This is a genomic window from Sinorhizobium fredii (assembly GCF_002944405.1).
Lineage (GTDB): Bacteria > Pseudomonadota > Alphaproteobacteria > Rhizobiales > Rhizobiaceae > Sinorhizobium > Sinorhizobium fredii_C.
In genome coordinates, this window is the sequence record NZ_CP024307.1 from 3,931,892 (window position 1) to 3,945,705 (window position 13,814).

The 13,814-nt window shown below is 65.0% G+C and carries 7 protein-coding genes; 2 read left to right on the top strand and 5 right to left on the bottom strand.

Annotation, left to right across the window (positions count from 1 at the left end; all coding sequences use genetic code 11):
* Positions 1-40 precede the first annotated feature (40 nt).
* Positions 41-922, bottom strand: coding sequence for a pyridoxal kinase PdxY (gene pdxY / locus NXT3_RS19245; protein ID WP_097526037.1), 882 nt, complete (start codon positions 920-922; stop codon positions 41-43).
* Between the two features lie 283 nt (positions 923-1,205).
* Between pdxY and NXT3_RS19250 the strand changes: the two genes are divergently transcribed.
* Positions 1,206-5,993: an NAD-glutamate dehydrogenase gene (locus NXT3_RS19250; protein WP_104839880.1), complete on the top strand. Its 4,788-nt coding sequence runs from the start codon at positions 1,206-1,208 to the stop codon at positions 5,991-5,993.
* A 185-nt stretch (positions 5,994-6,178) separates the two neighbouring features.
* Entirely contained in the window at positions 6,179-7,504 is a 1,326-nt protein-coding gene (locus NXT3_RS19255) for an MFS transporter (RefSeq protein ID WP_423827929.1), read from the top strand.
* A gap of 306 nt (positions 7,505-7,810) precedes the next feature.
* On the opposite strand, the gene purH is transcribed toward NXT3_RS19255, so the two are convergent.
* From purH to htpX, 4 genes are all read right to left on the bottom strand, one after another.
* Entirely contained in the window at positions 7,811-9,421 is a 1,611-nt protein-coding gene (gene purH, locus NXT3_RS19260) for a bifunctional phosphoribosylaminoimidazolecarboxamide formyltransferase/IMP cyclohydrolase (protein ID WP_104839881.1), read from the bottom strand.
* A 130-nt stretch (positions 9,422-9,551) separates the two neighbouring features.
* Positions 9,552-11,237 carry a heparinase II/III family protein gene (locus NXT3_RS19265; protein ID WP_104839882.1) on the bottom strand — a complete coding sequence of 562 codons (1,686 nt, stop codon included), beginning with the start codon at positions 11,235-11,237 and terminating at the stop codon, positions 9,552-9,554.
* Positions 11,238-11,401: 164 nt separating this feature from the next.
* The gene (locus tag NXT3_RS19270) at positions 11,402-12,826 is read right to left on the bottom strand and encodes an RsmB/NOP family class I SAM-dependent RNA methyltransferase (protein ID WP_104839883.1); all 1,425 of its coding nucleotides are present in this window, start codon (positions 12,824-12,826) and stop codon (positions 11,402-11,404) included.
* Positions 12,826-13,785 carry a zinc metalloprotease HtpX gene (gene htpX, locus NXT3_RS19275; RefSeq protein ID WP_104839884.1) on the bottom strand — a complete coding sequence of 320 codons (960 nt, stop codon included), beginning with the start codon at positions 13,783-13,785 and terminating at the stop codon, positions 12,826-12,828. Before htpX ends, NXT3_RS19270 begins: the two co-directional genes overlap by 1 nt.
* Positions 13,786-13,814: the final 29 nt, after the last annotated feature.

Below are 13,814 nucleotides of genomic sequence, written 5' to 3' on the forward strand. Positions count from 1 at the left end.
TCGCTGCGATCGTCAGATCAATCCATTATGAGCAGTTTCTTTATTTCGGCCGCACCTGGCTCGGATGCAACAGCCGGCGCATCTGCACCATCGCCATCGGCGTCGCCAGGCTCGAAGCATCCTGCTCGAGCGTCAATTCGTCGGCGCCGCGCTTGCGGCTGCGCGCGATGATCTCGAACACGCTGGCGGTGGCCATCTGCAGCGCCCGCTCCTCGGAAAGCCCCTGAAGAAGTCGGGCCAGGAAAACGGCCGAAAGCAGGTCTCCGGTGCCGTTCGGCGGGTCGTCGATCAGCCGATGCTCAGCAAGCAGCGCATGGCGGCCGGAGAGATAGAGATTGCCGGTGCCGCCGCTCATCATGGGGATCGCCGAAGTCACCAGCACCTGCGGCGGCCCAAGACCAAGTGCTGCGTCGAGAATCGTCGCATTGGTCTCGAGTGCTGCGCCCGCAAGCCAGGCAAGCTCGAATCGGTTCGGCGTCGCGAGCGTCGCCAGCGGCAGCAGCCGGTCGCGGATGGCGGCGGCAATCTCGACCGGCACGTAAAGGCCGTTCACATCGCCGATCACCGGGTCGCAGGCGTAGAAAAGGTCTGGATTGCGGCCCCTGAGCACCGTCACCAGCCGGGCGACGCCCTCGGCCTGAGCAGGCGAACCCAGGTAGCCGGAGAGGACGGCGCGCACCTCGCCCGCCCAGCGGGCGCTGGCGAGATCGTCGATGACGGACCGAAAATCCGCGTCCGGCATCACCACCCGCGTCGAACGGCCATGACCGGGATGCCAGGGAAGAATGATGGTTGGCAGCGCCCACACACGATGCCCGAGCGTCTCCAGCGCGAACACGGCGGCGCGATTGCCGACGGTGCCGCGAACCACGTGGCTGGAGATGACGATGACGGCGCCTGGCGCGGCGTGCATTTCGGACATCGGGGCAAGACCATCCTTCGATTCGAAGCGTGATCGCCCGACTGTCGCCGCCTTGTCAACAGGCAGTCGCTCGGGACGATTTTGAAGCCTTGCGGGGTTTTGTTCGTTTTCATCGTTTTTCTGGAAATTTTTGCGAAATCACCCCGGATTTAAATGGATTTAGGTGGACTCGGCGTGAATTTCTTCAAAAACCGGCTCGATTTCGCCCAAATTCGTTTAAAAAACCATCGCCATTGACCATGGTTCTGATAGGGTCAACTATCATTTTTGGGGGAGCGAGTTCATGGGCGTGAAGCATAATCCGAAACGGGACCGTCACATCGATGCGGCCCGTGCGGCAGTGACCAAGATCGGTGCCGAAACTCTGCCGCCGGAAATCCTCTTCAGCGGCGCGAGCAACGACGACCTTGATCTTTATTCGCCGGACATGCTGGCGCTGACCGCCGCCCATGCGCGCAAGGAACTGGCCCGCTGGGACGGCGGCAGACCGCAGGTGTCGGTCGAGACGGTGCCGGGCGTGGCGCCGGATGGAACGGAAGTCTCGATCATCGCCGTCACCGAACGCAACATGCCTTTCCTCTACGACTCCGTCATGGGCGAGGTGACGAGCACCCATCGCGACATCCACCTGGCGATCCACCCCATTCTGGTTAGGGAGCCGGGCCAGCCCGCCAAATTGTTCGACCCGGACGAGGGAAGCGACCCCGCCCACCGCATCAGCCACATCCAGATCCATCTGAGCAAACTGACGCCGCTCGAGGAGCGGTCGCTGAGCAAGCGCATCAGCGACGTGCTGGAGCAGGTTCATCAGGCGGTACACGACTGGCCGGCGATGACCGCTCTCCTCGATCAGGCCATGCGGGAACTGGAAGATTACAGCGCCTCCCGCAAGAAGAGCGACCGCGACGAGGCCCTCGCCTTCCTTCGCTGGCTAAGGGACAATAATTTCACCTTCCTCGGAATGCGCGAATACACCTATTCCGGAAAGGGCGAGAAAGCGAGCGTCGAGCGCGGCAGGGGGCGCGGCCTCGGCATCCTCTCCAATCCCGAGGTCCGCGTTCTCAGGCAGGGCAAGGATGCGGTTCTGACGACGCCGGAGATCCTGGCCTTCCTCGAAGGTCCCGACTTCCTGATCGTTACCAAGGCCAATGTGAAGTCGGTCGTCCACCGCCGGGCCTATATGGATTATATAGGCGTCAAGCGCTTCGACGCCGATGGCAACGTCGTTGGCGAGCTGCGCATCGTCGGCCTCTTCACCTCGACCGCCTATACGAGGCAGGCGGCGGAAATTCCACTGTTGCGGCACAAGATCGAGAAGATCATCGATCACTTCGGCTACGATCCGCAGAGTCACTCCGGCAAGATGCTGGCCAATACGCTCGAAGCCTATCCGCGCGACGATCTCTTCCAGATCGACATCGGCCTGCTCGCCGCCTTCTCGGAGCAGATCAACGAGCTTGGCGACCGGCCGCGGGTGCGCGTGCTGCCGCGCATCGACCACTTCGACCGCTTCGTCTCGGTCATCGTCTTCGTGCCGCGCGAGCAATATGATTCGGCTGTCCGCGAAAAGATCGGCGACTACCTGAAGACCGCCTATGACGGCCGCGTCTCCGCCTATTACCCCGCCTTCCCGGAAGGAGGCCTGGCGCGCGTCCATTTCATCATCGGGCGCTCGGGCGGCAGGACGCCGCGCGTCCCGCAGGCGAAGCTCGAGGAAGCCGTCCGCGCCATCGTCACCCGCTGGACCGACCGCTTCAACCTGTTCGCCCGCAACGACGGTGTCGAGCTCGTGGTCGGCGAAGCCTATCAGGCCGCCTTTACGCCGGCCGAGGCCTATGCGGATCTCACCGGGATAGCCGCCTGCAAGGCGGACGATCCGATCCGCATCTCCTTCTATCACCGGGACCGGGAGAGCCCCGACGCGCTGGAACTAAAGATCTTCCACGCCGAGACGCCGGTCTCGCTGTCCCGCCGCGTGCCGCTCCTCGAAAATCTCGGCTTCCGCGTCATCAGCGAGCAGACCCACGATATCGGCGTGCGTGCCCCCGGGCAGGAGCCGCGCGAGGTCGTGCTGCACGACATGGAGCTCATTCACCGCGACGGCCACTCGGTCAATCTCGCCAAGACCGGCGCCGCCCTGGAGGAAGCCTTCCTTGCGGCCTGGAACGGCACGATCGAGGATGACAACTTCAACCGGCTGGTGCTGCTCGCCGGGCTCACCGCCCGTGAAGTGACGGTGCTGCGCGCCTATTCGCGCTATTTGCGCCAGGCGGGAATTACCTATTCGCAAGGCTACATCGCCGATACGCTGAACAAATATCCGGCGATCGCCGCCGATATCTTCCGGCTGTTCTCGATGCGGCTCGATCCGAAGGTGGACGCCAAGGCGCGCTCGAAGAAAGAGAGCGTGCTGCTTGCGACGATCGAGGAGGCGCTCGCTGCCGTGCCGAGCCTCGACGAGGACCGGATCCTGCGCCGCTACGTCAACGTCATCCAGTCGACGCTCCGGACCAATTATTTCCAGCAGGATGCCGAGGGCAGGCCGCGCGCCGTGCTCGCCTTCAAGCTTGATCCGAAACAGCTCGAAGGCCTGCCGGAACCGCGACCCTTCCGCGAAATCTTCGTCTACGGCACCGAAGTCGAAGGCGTGCACCTGCGCTTCGGCAAGGTGGCGCGCGGCGGGCTGCGCTGGTCCGACCGGGCTCAGGACTATCGGACCGAGGTGCTCGGCCTCGTCAAGGCGCAGCAGGTCAAGAACGCCGTCATCGTTCCGGTCGGCGCCAAGGGCGGCTTCTATCCGAAGCAGCTCCCCATTGGCGGCAGCCGCGACCAGGTCTTCAAGGCCGGAACCGAAGCCTACAAGACCTATATTCGCACGCTGCTCTCGGTGACCGACAACATCGTCGGCCAAGAGGTCGTGCCGCCGAAGGACACGCTTCGGCTAGACGGCGACGACCCCTATTTCGTCGTCGCGGCCGACAAGGGTACCGCGACCTTCTCGGACACGGCGAACGGGCTGGCGCAGGAGGCCGGCTTCTGGCTCGACGACGCCTTCGCTTCCGGCGGCTCGGCAGGTTACGACCACAAGAAGATGGGCATCACGGCGCGCGGCGCCTGGGAAGCCGTCAAGCGGCATTTCCGCGAGATGGACATCGACATCCAGACGACGCCCTTCACGGTCGCCGGCGTCGGCGACATGTCGGGAGACGTCTTCGGCAACGGCATGTTGCTTTCGGAGAAGATCCGGCTGATCGCCGCCTTCGACCACCGCGACATCTTCATCGATCCGAATCCGGATACCGATCTCTCCTTTGCCGAGCGCAAGCGCATGTTCGCGCTGCCGCGTTCGAGCTGGCAGGACTATGACCGCAAGACGCTTTCGCCGGGAGCAATGATCATCTCGCGCGCCGAGAAGCTGGTGACTCTGACGCCGGAGGCAATGGCGGCGATTGGCATAGACAAGCAGAAGGCGACGCCGTTCGAGATCATGAACGCCATCCTGAAGAGCCAGGTCGACCTGTTGTGGTTCGGCGGCATCGGCACCTATGTGCGCGGCAGCAACGAAACGGACGCCGAGGTCGGCGACCGCGCCAACGATCCGATCCGCGTCACGGCGGAAGAGGTGCGCGCGCGGGTCATCGGCGAAGGCGCCAATCTCGGCGTTACCCAGAGGGGACGCATCGGCTTCTCGCTTGCCGGCGGGCGCTGCAATTCCGATGCGATCGACAATTCGGCCGGCGTCAATTCCTCCGACGTTGAGGTCAATATCAAGATCGCACTCGCCTCGGCGATGCGCGACGGCCGGCTGACCCGGCCGAAGCGCAACACGCTGCTCGCCGCGATGACCGAAGAGGTCGGGCATCTCGTGCTGCGCAACAACTATCAGCAGTCGTTGGCGATCTCGCTCACCGAATTGCAGGGCCTCGGCAACCGCACGCCGCTGGCGCGGCTGATGGCGCGGCTCGAGACCGACGGGCACCTCAACCGCAAGGTGGAAACCCTGCCGACGGAACTGGCGATGGCCGAACGCTACCAGGCGGGCAAGCCGCTGACCCGCCCGGAAATCGGCGTGCTGCTCTCCTATGCGAAGCTGGTGCTGTTCGAAGAGCTGATCCAGAGCGAGCTGCCGGACGACCCCTATTTCACCGCGACCCTCGAACGCTACTTCCCGGCGAAGATGCGCAAGCCCTATGCCGGGGACATCCACGGTCACCGGCTGCGCCGCGAGATCATAGCGACGGTGCTCGCCAACGAGACGATCAATCGCGGCGGCCCCGCTTTCGTCTCGACGCTCACGGATGCGACCGGCTTCCTTTCCGCCGATGTCGTCAAGGCCGCAGTGCTGGCGCTCGACGGCTTCGACCTGCCGCGGATCTATAGCGAGATCGATGCGCTCGACAACAGGGTCAGCGGCCAGGTGCAGAACCGGCTCTACCAGGAAGTCGGCCGCATCTTCGCGCTGGTCGCCGAGCGGGCTTTGCGCACCCGAGCGTCCGAAGGCCCCGTTGCCGACGCCGTTCAGCGGCTGCGCGAGGGGCTGCAGAAGCTGCGCGGCACGATGCGTGCGGCGATTTCGAGCGGAAGCGCCGAGGAGGCGCGCCTGAAGGCGGCGGGCTTTATCGAAAGCGGCGTGCCGGCCAAGCTTGCCGAAGAGATCACCGAACTGTCGCTGATGACCCTGATCCCCGAGATCATGCAGATCGCCACGGTTACCGGCGAGCCGCTCAACCGCACGGCTCAGGGCTACTTCGCCGTGACCGAGACGTTCCGGGTCAACCGGCTGCTGGCGGCGGCCGACCGGGTACCGGCCACCGAACAGTTCGAGGCGATGGCGCTGACACGGGCCGTTGCCGACATCGCCACCGCACGGCGCGACATCACCGTCGCCGCCCTCGTTGAACAGAAGAAGGAACGCAATCCGGTTCTCGCCTGGCAGGAACAGGATCGTGAGCGCGTGTCGCGCGCCGGCGACCAGTTGAAGCTGCTGACCGAAAAGGGCGAGACGACGCTGGCCAAGATCACGGTCGCCGCAGGTCTCCTCAGCGATCTTGCACGCGGCAGGGCGAAATGACACAGTCCGTCGGGGCCGCTGGCCAGGAGGATTGATTCCGTTCCCGGTTCGAGCGTGTTTTCAACGCTTTGACCCTGCGCTCTGCTGAAGGGCGCAGGGGTCGGTTCCGGGAGGGGAGATTGGACATCGCAGCCGCACAGGCGCAGCAACAGCCGAAAACCACGCGCCTCGGCATTGCCGGCTGGATGCTGTTCGACTGGGCCGCCCAACCTTTCTTCACCGTCATCACCACCTTCATCTTTGCGCCCTATTTCGTTTCCCGGCTAACGACGGATCACACCGCCGGCCAGGCGATCTGGGGCTATACGCTGACGGTCTCCGGTATCGTCATCGCCGTGCTGTCGCCGGTCCTCGGTGCCATCGCCGATGCGACCGGACCCCGCAAGCCGTGGATCGGCTTTTTTGCCGCCATCAAGATCGCCTCGCTCGCCATGCTCTGGTTCGCGGTGCCTGGTTCGCCGCTGATCTACCCGGCGCTCTTCCTGGCGCTCGCAACGGTCGCCGCCGAGTTTTCGATCGTCTTCAACGATTCGATGATGCCCCTCCTGGTCAGCGAGAAGCACGTCGGTAGAATCTCCAACATCGCCTGGGGAATGGGCTATCTCGGGGGCATGATCGTGCTGATCGGCGTCGTTGCGCTGCTCGCCGGGAATCCGGCTACCGGCAAGACGGCGCTCGGGCTCGATCCGCTTTTCGGGCTCGACCCGGCCAAGGGCGAGGACGCCCGCATCACCGGCCCGATCTCGGCGCTCTGGTACCTCGTCTTCATCCTGCCGATGTTCCTCTTCACCCCGGATGCGGGCAAGGCGACGACGTCTCTGAAGGAGGCGACGGCTCGCGGCCTCACGGAACTCAAGGGCACGCTCGGGGAACTGAAAGAGAGGGCAGGGATCCTGCGCTTCCTGATCGCCCGCATGATTTTCCAGGATGGCGTCAACGGTCTGCTGGCGCTCGGCGGCACCTTCGCTGCCGGCATGTTCGGCTGGCAGACGATGGAACTCGGCCTCTACGGCATCATCCTCAACGTCGTCGCGATCGGCGGCTGCCTCTATGCGAGCCGGCTGGACACGCGGCTCGGCTCGAAGACCATCGTCGTCGCCAGCCTCGTTTGCCTGACCATTGCGACGCTCGGCATCGTCTCGACGGGTCCCAGTTTCACACTGTTCGGGCTGGTCCCGCTGCCGACGGCGGACTCTAGCGGCTTATTCGGCACCGCCGCCGAGAAGGCCTATATCCTCTACGGCCTGCTGGTCGGCATCGCCTTCGGTCCGGTCCAGGCCTCGTCGCGATCCTATCTCGCCCGCAGCGTCTCACCCGACGAGGCCGGGCGCTATTTCGGGCTCTACGCGCTGTCCGGCCGCGCCACCTCGTTCCTGGCGCCTGCCTCGGTTGCGACGATCACCGTAGCGACCGGTTCGGCGCGAATCGGCATGATGGCGCTGGTCGCCTTCCTCGCCGTCGGCCTCATGCTGCTGTTGCGCACGCCCTATCCGGCCCGCCGGCCGGGATAAACGGGCGCACGGGCGAGATTCGCGTTGCGCTCGGGAAGAGGTATGCGCTGACCTTTCGGGCTGCGACGAGGTGAGGCGCGAGCGGCTTTATGCCGCCCGCATCCCACTCCATCGTCATCCTCGGGCTTGACCCGAGGATCCATTCATGGGCCGCCAAAGTTCAGTGAGCGCTGCATTTCGGCGCCGCGCTGCTGGTGCTTCATGGCCTGCGCCTAGATCCTCGGGTCAAGCCCGAGGATGACGAACGAGAAGAGACTCAGCACCCACAGGTGTGCGCCACTGACATGACGGAACGCGCCTAACCGCTCAATGCCGGAAGTGCCGCATCCCGGTAAACACCATCGCGACATTGTGCTCGTTGGCGGCGGCAATGACCTCGTCGTCGCGCATCGAGCCACCCGGCTGGATGACGGCGGTGGCGCCGGCGGCGATCGCCGACCGCAGACCGTCGGCGAAAGGCAGAAAGGCCTCCGAAGCGACCGCCGAACCGCACGTCAGCGGCGCCGCAAGGCCGAGCGCCTTGGCCGCTTCCTCGGCCTTGATGGCGGCGATTCGAGCCGAATCGACGCGGCTCATCTGGCCGGCGCCGATCCCGGCCGTCTGGCCGTCCTTCGCATAGACGACGGCGTTCGACTTGACGTGCTTCGCCACCTTGAAGGCGAACTTCATGTCGTCGAGCTCCTGCGCTGACGGCGCGCGCTTGGTGACGACCTTGAGTTCGAGGTCCTCGACCATGCCGTTGTCGCGCGTCTGAATGAGCAACCCGCCGGCGACCGTCTTGGCGGTCAGCCCGGGCGTGCGCGGATCCGGCAAGCCGCCTGCCGCCAGCAGCCTGAGGTTCCGCTTGCGGGCGATGATCGCCTTGGCCTCGTCGCTGACCGACGGCGCGATGATCACCTCGGTGAAAAGCTTGACGATCTCTTCGGCCGTTTCGGCGTCGAGCTGCTGGTTGAGCGCGATGATGCCGCCAAAGGCCGAGGTCGAATCACAGGCGAGCGCCCGGCGATAGGCTTCGGCGAGCGACGGCGCGGTGGCGACGCCACAGGGATTGGCATGCTTGATGATCGCGCAGGCCGGCGCCTTTTCCGGCAGGAACTCCGCCACCAGCTCGAAGGCGGCGTCCGTGTCGTTGATGTTGTTGTAGGAAAGCTGCTTGCCCTGCAGCAGCGTCGCGGTCGCGACCCCCGGCCGCTTCTCGCCAGTGACGTAGAAGCCCGCCTTCTGATGCGGGTTCTCGCCGTAGCGCATCTCTTCCTTGAGCACGCCGCCGATGACCCGATGGCGCGGCATGGCGAAATCGAGCGCCTCGGCGAACCAGTTTGAGATCGCCGCGTCATAGGCAGCCGTCCTGGCATAGGCCTTGGCGGCCATTTTCTGCCGGAAGGCGTAGCGCGTCGTGCCGTCGGCGATTTCCTCGAGCAGCGCCGAATAGTCGGACGGGTCGGTGACGATCGTCACATAGGCATGGTTCTTGGCCGATGCGCGGATCATCGCCGGTCCGCCGATGTCGATATTCTCAACCGTGGTCGGATAGTCGCCGCCCTCGGCGCGGACTTCCTCGAACGGATAGAGATTGATGACGACGAGATCGATCGCGGTTATCCCATGCGCGTCCATCGCCGCCTTGTGGTCCGCGTCGTCGCGGATGGCGAGCAGGCCGCCGTGGACGCCGGGATGAAGCGTCTTGACGCGGCCATCCATGACTTCCGGAAAGCCGGTCAATTCGGAAACGTCGCTGACCGGAAGGCCGGCCCCCGCCAGCGCCTTGTGCGTGCCGCCGGTCGAGACCAGCCTTACGCCCTTTTCATTGAGGGCGCGGGCGAGGTCGACGATACCCGCCTTGTCGGAGACGGAGAGGAGGGCGGTTTGGATCCGGACCTCGTCCGGAGCCGGGATTTTCTTGGAGGCGACAGCCATCAACCATGCTCCTTTGGCAGCGCCGGACGCTTGGAAAGAGGGGTGCCGGCGATTGGAATGGCTGCCCGTTAGCACAGCTTGCCGACGGAAGGAACCTTCGCAGCCGCGGAGGTTGAAAATAGGCTTGGTCCTACCCCTCGCGGGTCAGCGTCCACTGGATTTCCGGCTGGGCCGCAACCGCGAAGGTCACGGTGATCTGCGACGAGGCGCGCACGCCGGACGGATCGGCGAAGAAGACGTCCTCCTCGATCGCCAGGTCTCCATCCCGGCAGGCAAAGAGCCAGGCCTCGCCGTCCGGCGCGCTCAGATAGATCTCGCTCTTGCTGCTTTGCCGCAGCCCGATCGCCGGATGGATGTGAAAACGGGCGACAGCCATCGCGCTGTCGGACGCCTCCGGATCGCTGCCGTTTTCCCGCGAAAGCCGGTCGCGCCCGCGGATCAGCCGGCCGCCGTTCAGAATGCCGACGTCGCGCTCGTGGATGAGGCCGAAGGCGGCGAGATAGCCGTTATGGCTCGCCTTGACGGATTCGATTCGGCCCGGCTCGTCGTTTCGCTCCGTCTCGACCTGCGATACGCCGCTCACCATGATTGCGCCGAGAAAGCGCGATTGCGAAAAGCGCGAGGAGGAGGTGTCGTTCACCGTCACCGTCGAGTGGGCGGCGGTGGCGCGGGCCATCTGCCGGAATCGTTCGCCGGCGAACTTCGGCGCGCCGGAATTGACGATGAGGCGGTTTCGCCCCGACGACATCTCGAAGGAGAGGCAGCCGGCATGGGCGCTGCGCGACAGATCGACCGACAGGGGTCGGCCCGTATCTACGATGACCACCGTCTCGCCGAGCGAGAGCCGCTCGAAACTGATGTGCGGCAGCGACCGGAACGGCTCGCCCGCGGTCTCGTCGTAGCGCAGCACCGAAGCAAGCTCGTGTGCCGGCACCGAGGTTGCGCCGTTGAAGAGCGCCAGTTCGCCGCTCTGATGCCGGAAGAACCGAAGCGCCGGGTACATCCGGTCGATGCCGGAAATCAGCCGCGACGGCACGTCGTGACCGAGATTGACATAGGTCTGGCGCAACGGCAGCAGGTCGAGCAGCAGTTCGAGTCCGGCGCGGGGATTGCGGGAGAAGTGGCCGCCATCCGCGAGGATCTGCCGGTCGAGTTCGAGGTCCAGACCGCGCGCCGCCCGGCGCAGCACCGAAGGCGAGACCGGCATTGACACGGACGCCATTGCCAGCGCGATGCGAACCCTGAGCCGCGCCTCGCCCTCCGGTACCGTTCCGGCGACGTGGCGAAGATAGCGGACCTGATAGGTGAGGCTTTTCAGGAAGCGGCGATAGAAGCCATGCTCTGCGTTGCGCAGCACCACCGGCGAATGCGACAGCCAGGCGATGACCCGCTGCGCGATCACATCCGCTTCCCAGGAGATGCCGCCGATGTTGCGGCCATGCGTGCCCATCCAGTCGTCGACGATCTGACGGAGCCTCGCAAAGCCCGCTTCATCGCGGACGGCGCGCATGTGGCGCAGCCAGTCGAAGGCATGCAGCCGATTGGCAAATTCGTGCGACGGCAGATCGATCTCGAACGGCGATTCACCTTCGGTGTCGAGCACCCGGCCGGCGAGCGGATAGCGGCCCTGAAGGATTTCCTCCGCTACAAAGGGGTCGATGGCTCTGAGATCGGTCGGCGCGACGATAAGCCTGTCCGGGGTTGACCTGGAAAAACGCAGGGCCGCCAGCCGCCCAAGCGAAATCCGCCGCGCAAGGCGGCGCCAGCCTTCGCGCAGATACAGGTAAAGCAGCCTTCGTCTAGCGGAAAACAGCATCGGCGCCTGCAGGTTTGTTGATGGCCGCGACGGAACCTTCGAAGCGCTTGATGAGCACCTGTCGGGATTGCGCCAGAATCGCTTTCATGGGCCGGAATGGTGCCGGAAGGAAGATTAAATTTCTATCAATTTGCCGCCATTGATAGGCAGACGGTTCTGAAGCGTCAATCGTCGCTGCCCAGGGATCGGCGCAGCACAGCCGCGTAGAAGCCGTCGAGCCCGCCGGAAAAGGGGGGCTCGAGCGGCAGCATCGCCGGTGTCGTGCGGAACTCGCCGAGCGCGGTGATCGCCGCCTCGAGCCCCGGCCAATCGGACGGGGCGATGGGCACGCGCTCGCAAAGTCCGTCGCCTAGAACGCGTTCAACGACCTCTTCGCCTTCGCGCGGGTCCAGCGAGCAATTGGAAAAGACCACGATGCCGCCGGGCTTAACGAGCCTCAACGCATGCCGCAGCAGCCGCTCCTGGAGGCGGGCGAGCTTTTCCACATCCTCCGGCCCTTTCGTCCAGAGCACATCCGGGTGACGCCGGGTGGTGCCGGTAGACGAGCAAGGGGCATCGAGAAGGGCGGCATCGAAGAGCTCCTCCGGGCGGAAATTCGCCATGTCGATCTCTTTCGTCCGGGCTACGAGGCCGAGCCGTTCGAGATTGGCCTTCAGCCGCCGCAACCGGCTGGACGACTGGTCGAGCGCCGTCACCTGCGCCCCGGCAAGAACGAGTTGGGCCGTCTTGCCGCCTGGTGCCGCGCAGAGATCGACCACCGTCTTGCCGGAAAGATCGTCGAAGAGGCGCGCCGGGATCGAGGCGGCGGCATCCTGCACCCACCACGTGCCTTCCGCAAAGCCCTGCAAGGACGGGATCGCCCCGGAAAACTCACCGAGCCGAACGGAGCCGGTCGGCAGCACCATGCCGCCAAGGCGCCCGGCCCACCCGGCGGCGTCGGACTTTACCGTCAGGTCGATCGCCGCTGGAACGAGTTGCGCTTCCGAGATGCCTTCCGCCTGGGCTTCGCCGTAATGAGCGACCAGGCGCTCATAGAACCAGGCCGGAATGGCCGGCACGGCATTCACCGTCTCGAGGATCGCCTCCTTCTCGCGCGAAAGCCGCCGGAGCACCGCGTTGACGAGGCTGGCGAAGCGGCGATTCCGCGGATCGGCCTGCGCCTGCTCGACGGCAAGGTCGACGGCGGAATGATCCGGGATGTCGAGATAAAGGATCTGCGCTGCTGCGACCGTCAGCACGTGTTCGAGCGCGCGGGCGCCATCCGGCAGGGGGGTCTGGATCAGCGAGTCGATCGCAGCGCGGACCCGCGGCAGGTGCCGGAGCGCCGAATTGAGGATGGCGCGCACCAGCGCCCGGTCGGCATCGTTGAGCTCGCGATAGGCCGGATTGCCGTGCTCCTGGTCGAGCATGCCGTCGAGCGGCGTCTTGCGGTCGATCACCGCCGCCAGGATCTTGGCGGCCGCCTGGCGGCTTTTCAGCCCCGGCTTAAAAACGGCGCCGGCAGCATCGGGCCGCTGACCGGGCTTCTGGAACGGCTTGCTTCGGCGGGCTCGTTTCGGATGCGAATCGTTTTGTCTGTCTTCGGGCATCAGGACCAGGGGCCTTTCGGCGGTTCGGAACCACCGCGACCCCAGCCGGTTCTCGGGACAGAGCGCGATTTGCGCACCGAATTATCAGGGCGAGCCGGCGGCGTCGAGCCCGCCGACATCTCGCCTGCCATCCGCTCGAGCGCGGCGACGCGGTTTTCGGTGTTCGGATGCGTCGAGAAGAGGTTGTCCATGCGCTCGCCCGAAAGCGGATTAATGATGAACATGTGCGCCGTCGCCGGATTGCGCTCCGCGTCCTGGTTGTGAATGACATGGGCAGCGCCGGCGATCTTCCGGAGCGCCGAGGCGAGCCAGAGAGGATTGCCGCAGATCTCGGCGCCGCGCCGGTCGGCGGAGTATTCGCGCGTGCGGCTGATCGCCATCTGCACCAGCATGGCCGCTAGCGGAGCGACGATCATCGCGATCAGGACACCGATAAACCCGAGAGGATTGTTGTTCTCGCGGTTGCCGCCGAAGAAGAAGGCGAAATTGCCGAGCATCGAAATGGCACCGGCGAGCGTCGCCGTCAGGGTCATCGTCAAAGTGTCGCGGTATTGGATATGCGCGAGCTCATGCGCCATGACGCCGGCCACCTCCTCATAGGAGAGCGACTGCAGCAGGCCGGTGGAGGCGGCGACCGCGGCATTCTGCGGGTTGCGGCCGGTGGCGAAGGCGTTCGGCTGCGGGCTATCGATGACGTAGACGCGCGGCATCGGCAGACCGGCATTCTGCGCCAGGTCGCGCACGATGCCGTAATATTCCGGCGCACTGCGCTCGTCGACCTCCTGGGCCCGATACATCCTGAGCACCATGCGGTCGGAATTCCAGTAGGAGAAGAAGTTCATGCCCGCGGCCATGACCAGGGCGATCATCATGCCGCCCCTGCCGCCAATGACATAGCCGACAGCCATGAACAGGACGGTCATGAAGGCAAGCAGCATTGCGGTGCGCACGAGGTTCATGGATCAGACTCCAGGCACTCAGGTCGTTT